This window comes from Streptomyces mirabilis (assembly GCF_039503195.1).
In the GTDB taxonomy this organism is placed as follows: Bacteria; Actinomycetota; Actinomycetes; order Streptomycetales; family Streptomycetaceae; genus Streptomyces; species Streptomyces mirabilis_D.
This window is the reverse complement of sequence record NZ_JBCJKP010000001.1, coordinates 7,851,654-7,868,860: the sequence shown is the minus strand read 5'-3', so window position 1 is coordinate 7,868,860 and position 17,207 is coordinate 7,851,654. Positions and strand designations below refer to the sequence as shown.

The following is a 17,207-nucleotide window of genomic DNA, read 5'->3' as shown; positions in this document are numbered from 1 at the left end:
ATCAACCATGGCCGCCACCCCGCAGAATCCCGCCGCCGCGCCCCGCCGCAAGGTGAGTCGTCACCGCGGCGAGGGTCAGTGGGCCGTGGGTCACTTCACCCCGCTCAACGGAAACGAACAGTTCAAGAAGGACGACGACGGTCTCAATGTGCGGACACGCATTGAGACGATCTACTCGAAGCGCGGCTTCGACTCGATCGACCCCAACGACCTTCGTGGACGCATGCGCTGGTGGGGGCTGTACACCCAGCGCAAGCCCGGGATCGACGGCGGCAAGACCGCGATCCTGGAGCCGGAGGAGCTGGACGACAAGTACTTCATGCTGCGCGTCCGCATCGACGGCGGCCGGCTGACCACCGACCAACTGCGCGTCATCGGCGAGATCTCGCAGGAGTTCGCGCGCGGCACCGCCGACCTCACCGACCGCCAGAACGTGCAGTACCACTGGATCCGCATCGAGGACGTCCCCGAGATCTGGAACCGGCTCGAAGCCGTCGGGCTGTCCACCACCGAGGCCTGCGGTGACACGCCCCGCGTCATCCTCGGCTCGCCCGTCGCCGGCATCGCCGAGGACGAGATCATTGACGGCACCCCGGCCATCGACGAGATCCACCGCCGGATCATCGGCAACAAGGACTTCTCGAACCTGCCCCGCAAGTTCAAGTCCGCGATCTCCGGCTCGCCGCTGCTCGACGTGGCGCACGAGATCAACGACGTCGCCTTCGTCGGCGTGAACCACCCGGAGCGCGGCCCCGGCTTCGACCTCTGGGTCGGCGGCGGCCTCTCCACCAACCCCAAGATCGGCCAGCGCCTCGGCGCCTGGGTCCCGCTGGACGAGGTCCCGGACGTCTACGAGGGCGTCATCTCGATCTTCCGCGACTACGGCTACCGGCGCCTGCGCACCCGCGCCCGTCTGAAGTTCCTGGTCGCCGACTGGGGCGTGGAGAAGTTCCGTCAGATCCTGGAGGACGAGTACCTCGAGCGGAAGCTCGTCGACGGCCCGGCCCCCGACCAGCCGGTCGCCCGCTGGCGCGACCACGTCGGTGTGCACCGCCAGCAGGACGGCCGCTTCTACGTCGGCTTCGCGCCGCGCGTCGGCCGCGTGGACGGCACTACCCTCACGAAGATCGCCGAGCTGGCCGCGGCACACGGCTCGGGCCGGCTGCGCACCACCGTCGAGCAGAAGATGATCGTGCTCGACGTGACGGAGGACCAGATCGACTCGCTGGTGGAGGGCCTCGAAGCCCTCGACCTGACCGTCAGGCCCTCCACCTTCCGGCGCGGCACGATGGCCTGCACCGGCATCGAGTACTGCAAGCTCGCGATCGTCGAGACCAAGGCGCGCGGTGCTTCCCTGATCGACGAACTCGAGCGCCGCATCCCCGAGTTCGAAGAGCCCATCACCATCAACATCAACGGCTGCCCGAACGCCTGCGCCCGTATCCAGGTCGCGGACATCGGTCTCAAGGGCCAGCTGGTCCTGAACGACCAGGGCGAGCAGGTCGAGGGCTTCCAGGTGCACCTGGGCGGAGCGCTCGGCCTGGAGGCCGGCTTCGGCCGCAAGGTCCGTGGCCTGAAGGTCACCTCGGACGAGCTTCCCGACTACATCGAGCGGGTCCTCAAGCGCTTCCAGGCGGAGCGCGAGGACGACGAGCGCTTCGCCACCTGGGCCGCCCGTGCCGACGAGGAGTCGCTGTCGTGAGCGAGCGAGCGGCTCCCTTCTACTGCCCCTACTGCGGCGACGAAGACCTCCGTCCGAGCGAACAGGGCCACGGCGCGTGGGAATGCGCGGCGTGCAACCGAGCCTTCCAGTTGAAGTTCCTCGGGCTGCTCGCCCGTGGGGTTCAGCGCAACGAAGGTGGAGGGGACGAGATATGACGACGATTCAGAAAGACCGGGGAGACCGGGAAGGCCGGGAAGACCGGGAAGGCCGTACGGCCGAGGACCTGAAGCGCCTCGCCGAGCAGGCGGGGCGCGACCTCGAGGACGCCTCGGCCCTGGAGATCCTCCAGTGGGCCGTCGAGACCTTCGGCAAGACGTTCTGCGTGACCTCCTCCATGGAGGACGCGGTCGTCGCCCACCTCGCCTCCCGCGCCCAGCCGGGCGACAGCCAAGTCGACGTGGTCTTCCTCGACACCGGCTACCACTTCCCCGAGACCATCGGCACCCGGGACGCGGTCGAGGCCGTGATGGACGTCAACGTCATCACCCTCACCCCGCGCCGGACCGTCGCCGAGCAGGACGCCGAGTACGGCCCCAAGCTGCACGACCGCGACCCCGACCTGTGCTGCGCCCTGCGCAAGGTCAAGCCCCTGGAAGAGGGCCTGACCAGGTACGACGCCTGGGCGACCGGACTGCGCCGCGACGAGTCCCCGACCCGGGCGAACACCCCGGTCGTCGGCTGGGACGAGAAGCGGCAGAAGGTCAAGATCTCGCCGATCGCCCGCTGGACGCAGGACGACGTGGACGCGTACGTCGCCGAGCACGGCGTCCTCACCAACCCGCTGCTGATGGACGGCTACGCATCCGTCGGCTGCGCGCCCTGCACCCGCCGTGTGCTGGAGGGCGAGGACGCCCGCGCCGGCCGCTGGGCGGGACGGTCCAAGACCGAGTGCGGGCTGCACGGATGACCACGACCACCCAGATCTCCCAGGAGCAGCAAGTGACGACCGGAGCCACCATCTGGCTCACGGGTCTGCCGAGCGCCGGCAAGACCACCATCGCGTACGAGCTGGCCGGCCGGCTGCGCGACGAGGGCCACCGCGTCGAGGTGCTCGACGGCGACGAGATCCGCGAGTTCCTCTCGTCGGGCCTCGGTTTCTCGCGCGAGGACCGCGACACGAACGTGCAGCGGATCGGTTTCCTCGCCGAGCTGCTCTCCCGCAACGGCGTCAAGGCGCTCGTCCCGGTGATCGCGCCGTACGCCGACAGCCGCGAGGCGGTCCGCAAGCGTCACCGGACCGGCGGCACCCCGTACCTGGAGGTGCACGTGGCGACGCCGGTCGAGGTCTGCTCCGTGCGCGACGTGAAGGGGCTGTACGCCAAGCAGGCCGCGGGGGAGATCTCGGGGCTGACCGGCGTCGACGACCCGTACGAGGAGCCCGCGTCGCCCGATCTGCGCATCGAGTCGCACACCCAGTCCGTGCAGGAGTCCGCGGCCGCGCTCCATGCGCTGCTCACCGAAAGGGGTCTCGCATGACGACCGTCGCCAGTGTCTCCGAGGAGACGGACAGCAGCCCGTACGCGCTCTCGCACCTGGACGCCCTGGAGTCCGAGGCGGTCCACATCTTCCGTGAGGTCGCGGGCGAGTTCGAACGGCCGGTGATCCTCTTCTCCGGCGGCAAGGACTCCATCGTCATGCTGCACCTCGCCCTGAAGGCCTTCGCCCCCGCCGCGATCCCCTTCACCCTGCTGCACGTCGACACCGGACACAACTTCCCCGAAGTCCTCGAATACCGCGACCGGACCGTGGAAAAGCACGGACTGCGGCTGCACATCGCCTCCGTGCAGGACTACATCGACCGCGGAGTCCTGCGCGAACGCCCCGACGGCACCCGCAACCCCCTGCAGACCGTGCCCCTCACCGAGAAGATCCAGTCCGAACGCTTCGACGCCGTCTTCGGCGGCGGACGCCGCGACGAGGAGAAGGCCCGCGCGAAAGAACGCGTCTTCTCCCTGCGCGACGAGTTCTCCCAGTGGGACCCCCGCCGCCAGCGCCCCGAACTGTGGCAGCTCTACAACGGCCGCCACGCACCCGGCGAACACGTCCGCGTCTTCCCCCTCTCCAACTGGACCGAACTGGACGTCTGGCAGTACATCGCCCGCGAAGGCATCGAACTGCCCGACATCTACTTCGCGCACGAGCGCGAGGTCTTCCAGCGGTCGAACATGTGGCTGACCGCCGGTGAGTGGGGCGGACCCAAGGACGGCGAGACGGTCGAGAAGCGGCTCGTCCGCTACCGGACCGTCGGCGACATGTCCTGCACCGGCGCCGTCGACTCCGACGCGACCACGCTGGACGCCGTGATCGCCGAGATCGCCGCCTCCCGGCTCACCGAGCGGGGCGCCACCCGCGCCGACGACAAGATGTCCGAGGCCGCGATGGAAGACCGCAAGCGTGAGGGGTACTTCTAGACATGACCAGCACCACCGAACCCACCGAGCCGCTGTCGGTCGAGCAGTTGTCGGCGACCACGCTCCTGCGCTTCGCGACCGCCGGCTCCGTCGACGACGGCAAGTCCACGCTGGTCGGACGGCTGCTGCACGACTCCAAGTCGGTCCTGACGGACCAGTTGGAGGCCGTGGAGCGCGTCTCGGCGAGCCGGGGCCAGGACGCCCCCGACCTCGCTCTCCTCACCGACGGCCTGCGCGCCGAGCGCGAGCAGGGCATCACCATCGACGTCGCCTACCGCTACTTCGCGACGGCGCGCCGCCGGTTCATCCTCGCCGACACCCCCGGGCACGTGCAGTACACCCGGAACATGGTCACCGGCGCCTCGACCGCCGACCTGGCCGTCGTCCTCGTCGACGCCCGCAACGGCGTCATCGAGCAGACCCGTCGGCACGCGGCCGTCGCCGCGCTGCTGCGTGTCCCGCACGTGGTCCTCGCCGTCAACAAGATGGACCTCGTCGAGTACAAGGAGTCCGTCTTCGCCGCGATCGCCGAGGAGTTCACGGCGTACGCCTCCGAGCTGGGCGTTCCCGAGATCACCGCGATCCCGATCTCGGCGCTCGCCGGTGACAACGTGGTGGACGCCTCCGCGAACATGGACTGGTACGGCGGCCCGACGGTCCTGGAGCACCTGGAGACGGTCCCGGTCAGCCACGACCTGGGGCACTGCCACGCCCGTCTGCCCGTGCAGTACGTGATCCGCCCGCAGACCGCCGAGCACCCCGACTACCGGGGGTACGCCGGTCAGATCGCCGCCGGTAGCTTCCGGGTCGGCGAGAGTGTGACCGTGCTGCCCTCCGGGCGCACCACGAAGGTCGCCGGGATCGATCTGCTGGGCAAGCAGGTCGACGTGGCGTGGACCCCGCAGTCGGTGACCCTCCTGCTGGAGGACGACATCGACGTCTCGCGCGGTGACCTGATCGTGCCGAGCAAGGACGCGCCCCCGACCACGCAGGACGTCGAGGCGACCGTCTGCCACGTGGCCGACCAGCCGCTCACCGTCGGCCACCGGGTGCTGCTCAAGCACGGCACCCGCACGGTGAAGGCGATCGTCAAGGACATCCCGTCCCGGCTGACGCTCGACGACCTGTCGCTGCACCCGCACCCGGGTCAGTTGGTCGCCAACGACATCGGCCGCGTCAAGATCCGTGCCGCCGAGCCGCTTCCGCTCGACTCGTACGCCGACTCCCGGCGCACCGGCGCGTTCATCCTGATCGACCCGGCGGACGGCACCACGCTGACCGCGGGCATGGTCGGCGAGTCGTTCGCCGCGCCGCAGCCGGTCAAGGACGAGGGCGACGACGACGGGTGGGACTTCTGAGATGACGTCCACCGACTTCTACTCCACGTTCGCCAAGGAGGGCGGCCGCGTCGGCAGCGGCGCCCTCGGCAGCGGGCAGGGCGGAGTGGCGCGATGTGCGGAATGACGTACGCGCACTGCCTGCGCGCCCCGTCCCCCCACCCGACGTCCCGGATGCGACGACGAAGACCTGCCGACCTCCCGGCCACGACCTGAGAACGTGACCGCCGGGCCAACGAGAGGAACCCCTCCCGTGCCTGCCATCCGCTCGAACCTTGTACACCGTGGCATAGCCGCCGCCATCGCACTCCCCCTGCTCGCGCTCGCCGCCTGCAGCTACGGCTCCGAGTCGAAGAGCGACTCCTCCTCCAAGGAGAAGGTCGCCGCCGGATCCTCGAAGATCGACGGCCTCGACACCGTGAAGATCGGCTACTTCGGCAACCTCACGCACGCGACCGCGCTGGTCGGCCGTCAGGAAGGCCTCTTCCAGAAGGCGCTGGGCGGCACGAAGGCGGAGTACTCCACCTTCAACGCGGGCCCCTCCGAGATCGAGGCGCTGAACTCGGGCTCGATCGACATCGGCTGGATCGGCCCCTCGCCCGCGATCAACGGCTTCACCAAGTCCCAGGGCAAGAGCCTGCGCATCATCGGCGGTTCGGCGTCCGGCGGTGTGAAGCTCGTGGTGGACCCGAAGAAGATCAAGTCCCTGAAGGACGTCAAGGGCAAGAAGATCGCGACCCCGCAGCTCGGCAACACGCAGGACGTGGCGTTCCTCAACTGGATCGCGGACCAGGGCTGGAAGGTCGACGCGCAGAGCGGCAAGGGCGACGTCTCGGTCGTCCGTACGGACAACAAGATCACCCCCGACGCCTACAGGTCCGGCTCCATCGACGGCGCCTGGGTGCCGGAGCCGACCGCGTCCAAGCTGGTCGCCGAGGGCGGCAAGGTACTGCTCGACGAGGCCTCCCTGTGGCCCGACAAGAAGTTCGTGATCACGAACATCATCGTGTCGCAGAAGTTCCTCAAGGAGCACCCGAAGGTCGTCGAGGCCGTGCTGAAGGGCTCGGTCGACACCAACAAGTGGATCAGCGCCAACCCCGGCCAGGCGAAGGCCGCGGCCAACGCCCAGCTGAAGGTCGACTCCGGCAAGGAGCTCCCGGCGAAGGTGCTCGACCCGGCCTGGAAGTCCATCCAGATCACCAATGACCCGCTGGCCTCCACCCTCAACACCGAGGCGGAGCACGCGGTCAAGGCGGGCCTGCTGAAGAAGCCCGACCTGAACGGGATCTACGACCTCACGCTCCTGAACAAGGTCCTGGGGGCCGCGGGCGAGAGCACGGTCGACGACGCCGGTCTCGGCGTCAAGTAAGGACCCACACCGATGAGTTCCCAGGAGGTGACGACCATGGCCACGACCCTCGCCAAGGCCGCCGACGGCGCCGAAGTGATGGAGCAAGCCGCCCGGATCGAGCATGTCTCGAAGTCCTTCGCCGGACCGACGGGGCCCCAGCTCGTCCTCGACGACATCACCCTCGATGTCGCGCCGGGCGAGTTCGTCACCCTCCTGGGGGCCTCGGGGTGTGGAAAGTCGACGCTGCTCAACCTGGTCGCGGGTCTCGACGCCCCGACCGCGGGCAACATCACGACCAACGGGCGTCCGGCCCTGATGTTCCAGGAGCACGCCCTCTTCCCGTGGCTGACCGCGGGCAAGAACATCGAGCTCGCGTTGCGGCTGCGCGGCGTCGCGAAGTCCGAGCGTCGCGACCGGGCGGAGGAACTGCTCGAACTCGTCCGGCTGAAGGGCGCGTACGGGAAGCGGGTGCATGAGCTGTCCGGCGGTATGCGCCAGCGCGTCGCGATGGCCCGCGCGCTCGCCCAGGACAGCCAGATCCTGCTGATGGACGAGCCGTTCGCGGCGCTGGACGCCATCACGCGGGACGTCCTGCACGACGAACTGACCCGGATCTGGCGCGAGACCCAGCTGTCCGTCCTCTTCGTCACCCACAACGTGCGTGAGGCGGTGCGGCTGGCCGAGCGGGTCGTCCTGCTGTCCTCGCGCCCCGGCCGGGTGGCCCACGAGTGGCGGGTCGACATCCCGCAGCCGCGTCGTATCGAGGACGCGGCCGTGGCGGAGCTGTCCGTCGAGATCACCGAACAACTGCGTGGGGAGATCCGCCGCCATGGCCAGCACTGAGACGAAGGCCGACGCGGCCGGCCGGCCCGTCAAGGACAGCCCCGGCAACGACATGGCGGGCCTGGAAGCGGGCCTCGACGCCCTGGAGACGACCGCGCACACGGGCCGGCCGGCCTTCCGCCAGACCTTCGTCGAGAAGATACTGCCGCCGCTCGTCGCCCTCGCCCTGGTACTGGTGGTGTGGCAGGCGCTGATCTCGTTCAAGGTCGTCACCGACCCGAGCAAGCTGCCCTCACCGTCCGACGTCTGGGGCGAGGTCAAGGACGCCTGGCTGCAGGGCACGCTGCTCGGCTACATCTGGACGAGTGTCTCGCGCGGTCTGCTCGGGTTCCTCTTCGCCCTGGCCATCGGCACCCCGCTGGGTCTGCTGGTGGCCCGGGTGAAGTTCGTCCGCGCCGCGATCGGCCCCATCCTCTCCGGGCTCCAGTCGCTGCCCTCCGTGGCCTGGGTGCCGCCGGCCGTCATCTGGCTGGGCCTGAACAACTCGATGATGTTCGCGGTGATCCTGCTCGGCGCCGTCCCCTCCATCGCCAACGGCCTGGTGTCGGGCGTGGACCAGGTGCCGCCGCTGTTCCTGCGGGCGGGCCGCACGATGGGCGCGACGGGCCTGCGCGGAACCTGGCACATCGTGATGCCGGCCGCGCTGCCCGGCTATCTGGCCGGTCTGAAGCAGGGCTGGGCGTTCTCCTGGCGCTCCCTGATGGCGGCGGAGATCATCGCCTCCTCCCCCGACCTGGGCATCGGCCTCGGTCAGCTGCTGGAGAACGGCCGCACCGCCAGTTCCATGTCGATGGTCTTCCTCGCCATCTTCCTCATCCTGTTCGTCGGTATCGCCATCGACCTGCTGATCTTCAGCCCGCTGGAGCGGTGGGTGCTGCGCAGCCGCGGTCTCCTGGTGAAGAGCTGAGCCCGTCATGACGAGTCGTCCGGTCCTCCTGGTCATCGCCCACGGCAGCCGCGATCCGCGTCATGCCGCGACGGTGCACGCCCTTGTGCGGCGTGTGCGGACCCGGCGTCCGGGCCTGCGCGTGGAGACCGGCTTCCTCGACTTCAACATCCCCTCGGTGCCGGGGGTGCTGGAGTCCCTGGCGGCGGAGGGCGTACGTGATGTGGTCGCCCTCCCTCTCCTGCTCACCCGCGCCTTCCACGCGAAGGCGGACATCCCGGCGGTCCTGCGGGAGGCCCCGGCGCGCCTGCGCATCCGTCAGGCGGAGGTGCTCGGCCCCTCCCCCTGCTGACGGCGGCACTCGAACGCCGGCTGTACGAGGCGGGGCTGACCCCCGCCGACAAGTCCTCGACGGGGGTCGTGCTGGCCTCCGCGGGGTCCACCGACCCGGAGGCGATCGCGGTGATCGCAGAAATCGCGCGGGAGTGGCGGCACACCGGTTGGTGCGCCGTGCGGCCCGCGTTCGCCTCCGCATCCCTTCCGCGCACCGAGGACGCGGTGCGCGAACTGCGCGCCCTCGGCTGCGCACGTGTCGCCGTCGCCCCCTACGTCCTCGCCCCCGGCTTCCTCCCGGACCGCATCGCCCGGGGCGCCGCCGAGGCGGACGTACTGGCCGACGTGCTGGGCCCGGCACCGGAGGTGGCACGGGTCCTGCTGGAGCGGTACGACGAGGCACGCGTCCCGGTGCCGGCGGCGCTCGGCGCCTGAATGGTCACGCCCTGGTGGTGGCCGTCACGGTGGCCGCCGGTCCCGTGCCCGCCGCCGTCACCGTCGCGATCGTGACGGTGTACGAGGTGCCCGGGCTGAGGCCTCCGATCACCCGGAACATGCCCTTCGCGGAGGGCTGGCCGACCAGCACGTCCCGGCCCGTGACGTCGATCGGGGCGCGGCCGTCGGAGACGGTGACGCGGTAGCCGACGACCTTGGCGTCGCCGGTCGCCGTCGGCGGGGTCCAGGCCACGGTGGCCGCGGTGGACGCCGTACGCAGCTTGGGGCCGGTCGGTGCGCCCGGCAGCGCGGTCACGGCGGTCGGGGTCAGCGGGAGCGAGGCGAGCGACGGGGCACTGGTGCCGTGGGCGTTGCTCGCGGTGACGGTGACCGTGAGCGGGCCGGCCGACGCGGGCAGTCCGCCGATCCGTACGACCGCCGTGCGCTTGAACTCGGCCGCGCCGACGGCCTGTTCGCCCACCTGACGTCCGGACGCGTCGTACGCCCGCGCCGTGTAGCCGGTCACCGGTGAACCGCCGTCCACGAAGCTCGGGTTGAAGGTGACGTACAGGGCGTCGACTCCCGCCGTGCTGGTGCCGACGCGGGAGGGTGCCTCCGGGGTGGAGACGGCGCCGACGCGACGGTTCAGCAGTCCGCGGTGGGCGGGTTCGAGTCCCGCGTTGCCGAGGATCTCCGGCGGTACGTCGGACGGGGCCGCCATGATCTTGTTGCCGGTCGTCACCAGGCCCTTGTTGTCGCCGTCGGCGGTTCCCTCCTCCCACCAGTTGTCCTTGACGAGGGTCGGGTCGTTGTTGCCGAGGGTGTCGCGGTAGTCGGTGTGGCGGGAGGCGACGTTGGCGTACGAGGCGTTGTAGAGGACGTTGCCCTCGACCGTCTCGTAGGTGCAGCCGTTGTCGGTGTAGACGTTCTTGCCGAGGCCCCACTGGTCGTGGATGACGTTGCCGGTGACCTTCTCGCCGTCGGCCAGGGAGGTGCCCGTCAGTCCCTGGGTGTAGATGCCGCCGCCGTCGTCGAGCATCTGCATGTAGTCGAAGATCAGGTTGTCGCGGACCGTGTTGTCGTGACTGGGGTTGGGGGTCGCCGGGTCGCCGATCTTGTCGGGCCAGCCGCCCCAGCCGAGGGAGACGGCGCTGTAGCCGACGTGGTCGATCTGGTTGTGGGCGATCGTGGTGTTCTGGGTCCAGCCGTTGAGGATCGCCACGCCGCCGTGGTACTCGCGGGGCAGTCCGTAGAGGTGATTGTCCGTCACCTTGACTTCGGAGGACGGGGTTTGCCCGTCCACTGAGCCGATCTCCAGTCCGTTTCCGGAGATGTCGGTGAAGACGCTGGCGCTGACCGTGGAGTCCTTCGAGCCGGTGCCCAGGTCGAGGCCGGACGCGCCGAGATGGGCGAAGACGTCGTCGCTGAACGCGATGCGCTGCCCGTACGCGAAGGAGACGTTGCCCGGCATCTTGGTCCAGGACGCGAACGGGCAGGTGCCGCCCTCGACGTACTGGCACAGGCCCTGGGTCGCCCAGCCTTTCTCGCCGGTGATGGTGTAGCCCGCCTGGATCTCGGAGAAGCCCTCCGGTCCCGAGGGGGTGAGCCAGGTGGCGTAGCTGAACTGCAGGCCGCGGAAGGCGAGGTCGTGGACGGGCGCGGCGGCCGTGCCCCGTCCGTCGATCAGCTTCTCGGCCTGAGCCGCCTCGACGTCGGCGCGCGCGAGGTTCTCGCCCTTGCGGGGCAGGTAGTAGACCCGGTGCGCGGTGCGGTCGAGGTACCACTCGCCGGGCTGGTCCAGGAGTTCGTAGGCGTTTTCGGCGTAGGTCGCCCTGCCGCCGTTGGTGAGGTGGCCGGGCCCGACCATGCTGACCGTGCGGCCGGGGATGTCCGGGAACTCGACCCGTTTGTTGGAGTTGTCCCAGCACGGCTGGACCATCGTGATCGTGGTGCCCTCGGCGGCGGCGATGCGGCAGCGCGGCTCGGTCCACTGGCCCAGTCCGTTGCGCTCGACGTTCCACAGGGACTCGCCGCTGGTGTAGACGAACTCGGCGTCGGAGGGGTGCTTCCAGCGCGCGAGGGTGTCGGAGGACGCCGTGTATCCGGTGGCGGTCTGGGTGAGGGTCACCGGCACGGCCCCGCGGGCGCGCTGGGCGCGCACCCCGTCGACGTACAACTGCCGTGTGTCGGTGAGGCCTTGGGGTGCGGGCGCGGACCACAGGCCCGGCCTCCCGGTGACCTGGCGCCAGCCCTGGACCTGTCGGCCACCGCTGACGACGGTGTTCCCGGTGCCCTGCCAGATCACCTGGTGGCCACCGGTGCCCGAATCCCGGGCGTCGAGGGTGAGGGGCGCGGTCTGCCGGTACGTACCCGAGGCGAGGTGGACCGTCAGGTCGCCCTTCATCCCCGGGACGCGCTCGCGGACGAGGTCGCGGGCGCGTTCCAGGGTGCGTACGGGGTGGTGGACGGTGCCGTTCGCGTGGTCGTTCCCGCTCGGGGAGACGTAGAGGTCGGAGGTCGCGGGCTGGGCGGAGGACACGGCACCCGGAATTCCGAGGGCCAGGACCGTGGAGATCAGGGTGACTAGGGCGGCTCTTCGGCGCATGGGCATGTTCCCCTCCCGTGGGATCAGCCTGTACCCAACGCCGAGAAAGGTAGGATCTATGATGCGCCACCGTCAATGAATGCGGCAGAGAACAGCCGAACTCCCTTCTACTGGATACCGATTCATCCGAGCAGCGTTCATATTCCAGACCACTGTTCAGTCGAAGGACAGTCCTCCCGACCTCGTCCGCTTGAGCTCGAAGAAGTCCGGGTGGGCGGCGAGGACACGGAAGCTGTCGAAGAGCTCCGCCGCGCGCTCGCCCCGCGGAACGGCCCGCAGGACGGGGCCGAACCACACCGTTCCGTCGACGTGGAGGGTGGGGGTCCCCACATAGCCGTCCGCGCCGGGCTCCCGGCCCGCCTCGTGACTGCGGCGTACCGCCTCGTCGTACGCGGAGTCGTGGGCCGCGGCGGCCAACTCGGCCGGGAGCCCCAGTTCGGCGAGGGAGTCGGCGACCACGGCGTCGAAGTCCTCGACCCCCCGGTCGTGGATGCGGGTGCCGAAGGCGGTGTAGAGGTCGCGCAGCACCTTCTCGCCGGTTTGTTCGGCGGCGGCCACCGCGACCCGTACGGGACCGATGGACTTGTCGACCAACTCCCGGTACCAGTCGGGGAGTTCATTGCCCAGGTTGTGCAGGTGGAGGCTCATCACACGGAAGCGGAGGTCGAGCGGGCGGGCACGCTCGACCTCCAGCATCCAGCGTGAGGTGATCCAGGCGAAGGGGCAGGCCGGGTCGAAGTAGAAGTCGACGCGGGTGGGTGAGTCGTCCGTCCTCGGGTTCGTCATACCGTCGAGGCTAGCCGGCCAATGGTGCAGGGACACGGCCCAATTTTGCTCTGAACTACTGGTCCATTGCTGTGTGGGTCAGGTGCGGATCGCGGCCGCTGTGGGCGAGGGCGCGCTCGAAGACGGGTGCGTCGTCGGACACCGGCACCGGGTCGGCGAAGCCGTCGTACTGGCGGTAGAGGTCGGCGTGCGTGTCGACCACGTCCAGAACGAACCGGGCCGCGCCGTCCGAGATCCGGAACTCCTGGCCGGTGGCCGTCGCGACGTCCCAGCCGTGCACCGCCATCTCCTTGACGATCATCGAGGCGATGTCGGCGGCGGGCATCTTCGCCATCCCGAGGTCGACCTCGCCCTGCCACACCGCGGGGTCGTCCCAGGCGGCCACGGCGCGGTCGAGCTGCTCGGCGTACGCCCGCGCCCAGCCGGGATCCGACGTGAAGTCGCGGCCGGTCAGCTCCTCGGAGAGCTGCTTGCGCAGCGCACGGTGTTCCAGGCCGTGCGAGGTGTAGAGGACCCAGTGGTTCACCAGGGTGCGCAGGTCCCAGTCCGGGCAGTGCGTGGGACCGGGGTCCGCCAGCCGCGCCGCCGTGACACCGCCGGCCACCCGGGCGGCCTCGGCGGCGCATTCCACCATGTACGGGTGCACGTTCTTGTACGGATTGCTCATGCGCTCCACGCTAGGGACGCGGCGCGCGCTCCTCTTGAACAAACGCGACAGCCTCGTCGGCCAGACGTACGAGCTCCGCGACCGGCAGCGATCCCGCCGCCCTGCGCTCGCGCACGAAGGTGGTCGCGAGCCGCTGGAGCGGCTCGTTCAGCGGGACCGGATTCCGTGGCTTCCTGCTTCTTCGCGCGTGCAGGTCCACTGCCGTACGTGCAGAGGTTTGGGCCCGTCCTTGATGCCGTAGACCGAGCACACCTGACTGGTCGGCTCGAACCGGCCGACCTTCACAAACGCGCGCCCGTACCGCTGCGCCTTGTACTCCAGCATCGCCAGGAAAGAGGCCCGTCCGGCGTCATGGACGGACGTGCCGAGCTCGCTGCGCGCGAGCCCCTTGACCGCCAGGTGTTCAAGCGGGCCTTCTCCCGGTTCCTGCTGCCCTTCTGCTTGCGGGACAGCTCTTTCTGGGTCTTCTTCAACTTCTTCTCCGCCCGCCACAGAAATCGCGGGCTGTCGATCCTCGTCCCGTCGGACAAGACCGCAAAAGGGGTCAGTCCCAGGTCGATCCCGACACTCGGCAGGTCATCGGCCCCGGGCATCCGCGCCAGATCCGCGTTCGGGTCGGTCTCCACCACAAAGGAGGCGAAGAAGCGCCCGGCCGCATCGCGGATCACCGTCACGCTCGAAGGAACGGACGGCAGAGTGCGGGAGCATTTCGCCCGCACCTCGCCGATCTGCGGCAGGAGCAGCCGCGTAGCCTGGACGGAGCGCTCCCCCGACTCCGCCGGGACACTTCCGCGGCGCTCCGCACCGCAGTCACGTGATCCGCTTCACCACCGCCTCAAGACCGGTGCGCTGCGGATGAATCCAGGCAACGCCTGAAACGAGCCTCGCACAGTCGCGTGTACCCTCCATGAAATGGTTCCGGGAAGATCTGCCACCGACTCCGCAGCAGGCTTCTCGCCGGACTTTGCACTCGGCGGGGAGCCGCCGGTGCGGCGGCTCGGCTACGGCACCGCCCAGTTGACCGGTCCCGGCTACTGGGGGCCGCGCGGGGACGCCCGGGACGCGGTGGCCGTGCTGCGGCGGGCCGTCGGGCGCGGGGTCACCCTCGTCGACACCGCCGACAACTACGGTCCCTCGATCGCCGAGGAGCTGGTCGCCGAGGCCCTGCACCCGTACACCGAGGACCTGTTGATCGCGACCAAGGGCGGTGTCGTGCGCACCGGCGACCGCGCCTGGCACGTCGACGGGCGGCCCGAGCGGTTGCGGGCGATGTGTGAGGCGAGCCTGCGGCGGCTGCGGCTCGAGGCGATCGGCCTGTACCAGTTGCACCGGCTCGACCCGGCCGTGCCCATGGCCGAACAGCTGGGCGCGCTCGACGAGTTGCGCGCGGAGGGCAAGATCCGGCACATCGGGCTCGACTCCGTCACCGCCGAACAGCTTGAAGGGGCAATGGAGTTGACCGACATCGCCTCGGTCCAGAACCGCTTCAACCTGCTCGACCGCGACTCGGAGCCGCTGCTGAGGCTGTGTGAGGCGCGCGGCATCGCCTTCCTGCCCTGGTTCCCGCTGGGCAACGGCTCCCTCACCGCCGACCCGGCGTGCGCCCGGATCGCCGCCGCGCACGGGGCGACCGCGGGGCAGATCGCCCTGGCCTGGCTGCTGCACCGCTCCCCGGTGCTGTGCCCGACCCCGGGCACGGGATCCCTCGCCCATCTGGAGGAGAACCTCGACGCGGGGGCGGTACGGCTCACCGCCGAGGACATGGCGGCGCTGGGTTGACCCTGCCCCTGGGGCAAGGACGAGGATCCCGGGCATGGACCCGTACCTGAAGCAGACGACGTACAGCGATCCGGGCGACGCCCCGGACCTCGGCGCACTGCCCCGTGATCCGGGGCAACTCGCCTGTGTCGTCAGAGATCTGATCATCCATCGGGGCGAGGGCCCCCGCTTCGACTACGCCATCCCCGAGGAACGGGTGCACGCGGACGCGGAGTCGCGTTACGCGACGGAAGTGCTGCGGATCCTCGCGGAGCGCGGTGACACGCCGCTCACCGAACGGCGGGCGCCCGCTGAGCGATTCGTGGGTACGTGCCGGGACTTCGCGCTGCTGCACTGCTCCCTCCTGCGGGCCACGGGGACGGCTGCCCGGCTCCGTTGTGGCTTCGCCCGGTACTTCGACGCGTACTACGCCGACCACTGGGTCACCGAGTACCGCCTGCCGGACGGCAGTTGGCGGCTGGCCGACCCGCAGGTCCACCACGAGTACGACATCGACTTCGACCCGATGGACGTGCCCCGCGACCAGTTCCTGGTGGCCGCCGACGCCTGGCGGGCGTGCCGCGAGGGAGGAGCCGACCCCCGGAGGTTCGGCGTGTTCGACCTCAACGGGATCGAGGGCCTGTCGTATCACGGCCTGTGGTTCGTCCGCGCCGACGTCCTGCGCGACCTGGCCGCCCTCAACGGCGTCGAACTGCTGCCCTGGGACGCCTGGGGCCCGGAGATCCTCGACGACGCCGCGCTCGACGCGGACGAGCTCGCCCTGATCGACTCCGTCGCCGCGGCCGACGGCGAGGACGAGCTGCGACGCCTGTACCGGGACCCGAGGCTGACGGTCCCGGACGAGATCGTCTCGTACACCTCCTATGGCGGCGTACGAAAGGTCACTCTGGGTCGGACCTGAACGGTGTGCCCTGGTGGAAGTACAGGCGCCAGCCGTCCTCCGTCCGCCGCCACAGCGAACTCCGGTGCACACGGCGGCCGTTGTCCTCCTCCGTGTCGAAGGTGAGGTGGACCAGGTCCGGTGCGAGCTGGACGCCCTTCATCCGCGAGGCGGTGAGGGGCCGCGACCCGGGCACGGCCTTGCCGGTCAGTTCGGCGAGGACGGAGGCGCGGTCCCACAGCCGCCCGGAGCTGCCGAACTCGTAGAAGTCGGGGTGGAGCAGTGCTCCGAGCCGCTCCGGCGAGCGGCGGACCTCCGCGTCGAGCAGCCTCAGTTCGCCCATGATGGCGGCCTCCACGGCGGGGTTGTGCTCAGGCACCGGTCAGCTCCTCGAGTTTGACGACCGTGTTCCAGTTGCGGGTGGTGGCGGTGACGGCCTTGAGGAGCCGCGGCTTCGACAGGGCCTCGGCGAGCTTGGAGCGTCCCAGGCCGTCGGGTGCGTACAGATAGAGCGCCCGGTCGCCGAGGCGGAACTCCTCCGGCAGGAACACCGCCGGGTCGACGGAGGCGAAGCGCTCGGCGTCGACGGGACCCGAGAAGTAGGTGACGTGCAGCTGCTTGGCCTCCAGCTCGTCGGCCGGGAACGGGCACGCCTCCCGTACGGCCCTCAGATAGGCGTGGTCGCGGACCAGTACGCCGACGCCGAAGCCGAAGTGCTTCTCCATGGCCTCGGCCAACTCGGCCGCCAGGGAGTCCTCGTCCCCGCGGTCGGTGGAGAAGACGGCGTTGCCGCTCTGGAGATACGTCTGTACGCCGCCATGGCCGAGTTCCTCGATCAGTGTGCGCAGCTCGGCCATCGGCACCTTCTTGTTGCCGCCCACGTTGATCCCGCGCAGCAGTGCCGCGTACGTCGTCGTCATCCGCACACCATAGGACGGCCGTCGGGCCCAGGCGGATCAACACCCGCACCCCGGTCCCGATCGGCACCGCACCCTGATCCGGATCCCCGAGAGGCCCGGATAGGTGTAAGGGGCCCCTGTCCTCCCCAGTGCGGAGACGACGGGGGCCGCGGGGAGGAGCCGGAGGTCCCGCGGTTCACCGGGCAGCACGAGGAGACGTTCTTATCCCACCCCTACCTTCATAAGCAGAGGTGACGGCAGGGGGCTGTCAC

General features: G+C 69.9%; 16 protein-coding genes and 2 pseudogenes. 12 read left to right on the top strand and 6 right to left on the bottom strand.

What is annotated here, in order from left to right:
* Positions 1 to 7 precede the first annotated feature (7 nt).
* The 10 genes and pseudogenes from AAFF41_RS35825 (at position 8) to AAFF41_RS35780 (ending at position 9,319) form a co-directional block, all read left to right on the top strand.
* Positions 8 to 1,702, top strand: coding sequence for a nitrite/sulfite reductase (locus AAFF41_RS35825; protein ID WP_319751006.1), 1,695 nt, complete (start codon positions 8 to 10; stop codon positions 1,700 to 1,702).
* On the top strand, positions 1,699 to 1,878 hold the full coding sequence (locus tag AAFF41_RS35820; RefSeq protein WP_079090235.1) for a hypothetical protein: 180 nt from the start codon (positions 1,699 to 1,701) through the stop codon (positions 1,876 to 1,878). Before AAFF41_RS35825 ends, AAFF41_RS35820 begins: the two co-directional genes overlap by 4 nt.
* Positions 1,875 to 2,630: a phosphoadenylyl-sulfate reductase gene (locus tag AAFF41_RS35815; protein ID WP_343325236.1), complete on the top strand. Its 756-nt coding sequence runs from the start codon at positions 1,875 to 1,877 to the stop codon at positions 2,628 to 2,630. The genes AAFF41_RS35820 and AAFF41_RS35815 overlap by 4 nt, the downstream gene beginning before the upstream one ends.
* A complete protein-coding gene (cysC, locus tag AAFF41_RS35810) occupies positions 2,627 to 3,199 on the top strand; it encodes an adenylyl-sulfate kinase (RefSeq protein ID WP_054234101.1) in 573 nt (190 codons plus the stop codon). The genes AAFF41_RS35815 and cysC overlap by 4 nt, the downstream gene beginning before the upstream one ends.
* Complete coding sequence (gene cysD / locus AAFF41_RS35805) at positions 3,196 to 4,134, top strand: sulfate adenylyltransferase subunit CysD (protein ID WP_099920120.1); 939 nt, start codon at positions 3,196 to 3,198, stop codon at positions 4,132 to 4,134. The genes cysC and cysD overlap by 4 nt, the downstream gene beginning before the upstream one ends.
* 2 nt (positions 4,135 to 4,136) lie before the next feature.
* Positions 4,137 to 5,492: a sulfate adenylyltransferase subunit 1 gene (locus AAFF41_RS35800; RefSeq protein WP_054234103.1), complete on the top strand. Its 1,356-nt coding sequence runs from the start codon at positions 4,137 to 4,139 to the stop codon at positions 5,490 to 5,492.
* 232 nt (positions 5,493 to 5,724) lie between these two features.
* The gene (locus AAFF41_RS35795) at positions 5,725 to 6,840 is read left to right on the top strand and encodes an aliphatic sulfonate ABC transporter substrate-binding protein (RefSeq protein ID WP_343325235.1); all 1,116 of its coding nucleotides are present in this window, start codon (positions 5,725 to 5,727) and stop codon (positions 6,838 to 6,840) included.
* A 36-nt stretch (positions 6,841 to 6,876) separates the two neighbouring features.
* Positions 6,877 to 7,665, top strand: a complete 789-nt coding sequence (locus AAFF41_RS35790; RefSeq protein WP_319751045.1) for an ABC transporter ATP-binding protein — start codon at positions 6,877 to 6,879, stop codon at positions 7,663 to 7,665.
* Positions 7,652 to 8,572 (top strand): ABC transporter permease, encoded by a 921-nt coding sequence (locus tag AAFF41_RS35785; RefSeq protein WP_319751009.1) that lies wholly within the window; start codon positions 7,652 to 7,654, stop codon positions 8,570 to 8,572. The genes AAFF41_RS35790 and AAFF41_RS35785 overlap by 14 nt, the downstream gene beginning before the upstream one ends.
* Before the next feature lie 7 nt (positions 8,573 to 8,579).
* A pseudogene (locus AAFF41_RS35780) lies at positions 8,580 to 9,319 on the top strand (sirohydrochlorin chelatase).
* Between the two features lie 4 nt (positions 9,320 to 9,323).
* On the opposite strand, the gene AAFF41_RS35775 reads toward AAFF41_RS35780, so the two are convergent.
* The 4 genes and pseudogenes from AAFF41_RS35775 to AAFF41_RS35760 all read right to left on the bottom strand — a co-directional run.
* The gene (locus AAFF41_RS35775; RefSeq protein WP_343325234.1) at positions 9,324 to 11,924 is read right to left on the bottom strand and encodes a fibronectin type III domain-containing protein; all 2,601 of its coding nucleotides are present in this window, start codon (positions 11,922 to 11,924) and stop codon (positions 9,324 to 9,326) included.
* 156 nt (positions 11,925 to 12,080) lie between these two features.
* The gene (locus AAFF41_RS35770; protein WP_319751012.1) at positions 12,081 to 12,710 is read right to left on the bottom strand and encodes a mycothiol-dependent nitroreductase Rv2466c family protein; all 630 of its coding nucleotides are present in this window, start codon (positions 12,708 to 12,710) and stop codon (positions 12,081 to 12,083) included.
* Positions 12,711 to 12,765: 55 nt separating this feature from the next.
* Entirely contained in the window at positions 12,766 to 13,377 is a 612-nt protein-coding gene (locus tag AAFF41_RS35765; protein WP_319751013.1) for a TIGR03086 family metal-binding protein, read from the bottom strand.
* A gap of 147 nt (positions 13,378 to 13,524) precedes the next feature.
* A pseudogene (locus AAFF41_RS35760) lies at positions 13,525 to 14,123 on the bottom strand (RNA-guided endonuclease InsQ/TnpB family protein); the annotation flags it as partial.
* Positions 14,124 to 14,289: 166 nt separating this feature from the next.
* Between AAFF41_RS35760 and AAFF41_RS35755 the strand changes: the two are divergent.
* Both AAFF41_RS35755 and AAFF41_RS35750 read left to right on the top strand, forming a co-directional pair.
* A complete protein-coding gene (locus AAFF41_RS35755; RefSeq protein WP_319751014.1) occupies positions 14,290 to 15,156 on the top strand; it encodes an aldo/keto reductase in 867 nt (288 codons plus the stop codon).
* Between the two features lie 34 nt (positions 15,157 to 15,190).
* Positions 15,191 to 16,057 carry a transglutaminase-like domain-containing protein gene (locus AAFF41_RS35750; RefSeq protein ID WP_343325233.1) on the top strand — a complete coding sequence of 289 codons (867 nt, stop codon included), beginning with the start codon at positions 15,191 to 15,193 and terminating at the stop codon, positions 16,055 to 16,057.
* Here AAFF41_RS35750 and AAFF41_RS35745 read toward each other — a convergent pair.
* Positions 16,038 to 16,415: a nuclear transport factor 2 family protein gene (locus AAFF41_RS35745; protein WP_343325232.1), complete on the bottom strand. Its 378-nt coding sequence runs from the start codon at positions 16,413 to 16,415 to the stop codon at positions 16,038 to 16,040. The two genes, AAFF41_RS35750 and AAFF41_RS35745, sit on opposite strands and share 20 nt — an antisense overlap.
* The gene (locus tag AAFF41_RS35740; protein ID WP_319751017.1) at positions 16,408 to 16,956 is read right to left on the bottom strand and encodes a DUF1697 domain-containing protein; all 549 of its coding nucleotides are present in this window, start codon (positions 16,954 to 16,956) and stop codon (positions 16,408 to 16,410) included. The genes AAFF41_RS35745 and AAFF41_RS35740 overlap by 8 nt, the downstream gene beginning before the upstream one ends.
* Between the last annotated feature and the right edge of the window lie 251 nt (positions 16,957 to 17,207).

Bases quoted from the DNA above. Each gene is read 5' to 3' on its own strand.
- AAFF41_RS35825 (WP_319751006.1), top strand. From the start codon at position 8: ATGGCCGCCACCCCGCAGAATCCCGCCGCCGCGCCCCGCCGCAAGGTG.
- AAFF41_RS35815 (WP_343325236.1), top strand. From the start codon at position 1,875: ATGACGACGATTCAGAAAGACCGGGGAGACCGGGAAGGCCGGGAAGAC.
- cysC (WP_054234101.1), top strand. From the start codon at position 2,627: ATGACCACGACCACCCAGATCTCCCAGGAGCAGCAAGTGACGACCGGA.
- cysD (WP_099920120.1), top strand. From the start codon at position 3,196: ATGACGACCGTCGCCAGTGTCTCCGAGGAGACGGACAGCAGCCCGTAC.
- AAFF41_RS35800 (WP_054234103.1), top strand. From the start codon at position 4,137: ATGACCAGCACCACCGAACCCACCGAGCCGCTGTCGGTCGAGCAGTTG.
- AAFF41_RS35790 (WP_319751045.1), top strand. From the start codon at position 6,877: ATGGCCACGACCCTCGCCAAGGCCGCCGACGGCGCCGAAGTGATGGAG.
- AAFF41_RS35785 (WP_319751009.1), top strand. From the start codon at position 7,652: ATGGCCAGCACTGAGACGAAGGCCGACGCGGCCGGCCGGCCCGTCAAG.
- AAFF41_RS35775 (WP_343325234.1), bottom strand. From the start codon at position 11,924: ATGCGCCGAAGAGCCGCCCTAGTCACCCTGATCTCCACGGTCCTGGCC.
- AAFF41_RS35770 (WP_319751012.1), bottom strand. From the start codon at position 12,710: ATGACGAACCCGAGGACGGACGACTCACCCACCCGCGTCGACTTCTAC.
- AAFF41_RS35765 (WP_319751013.1), bottom strand. From the start codon at position 13,377: ATGAGCAATCCGTACAAGAACGTGCACCCGTACATGGTGGAATGCGCC.
- AAFF41_RS35755 (WP_319751014.1), top strand. From the start codon at position 14,290: ATGGTTCCGGGAAGATCTGCCACCGACTCCGCAGCAGGCTTCTCGCCG.
- AAFF41_RS35750 (WP_343325233.1), top strand. From the start codon at position 15,191: ATGGACCCGTACCTGAAGCAGACGACGTACAGCGATCCGGGCGACGCC.
- AAFF41_RS35740 (WP_319751017.1), bottom strand. From the start codon at position 16,956: ATGACGACGACGTACGCGGCACTGCTGCGCGGGATCAACGTGGGCGGC.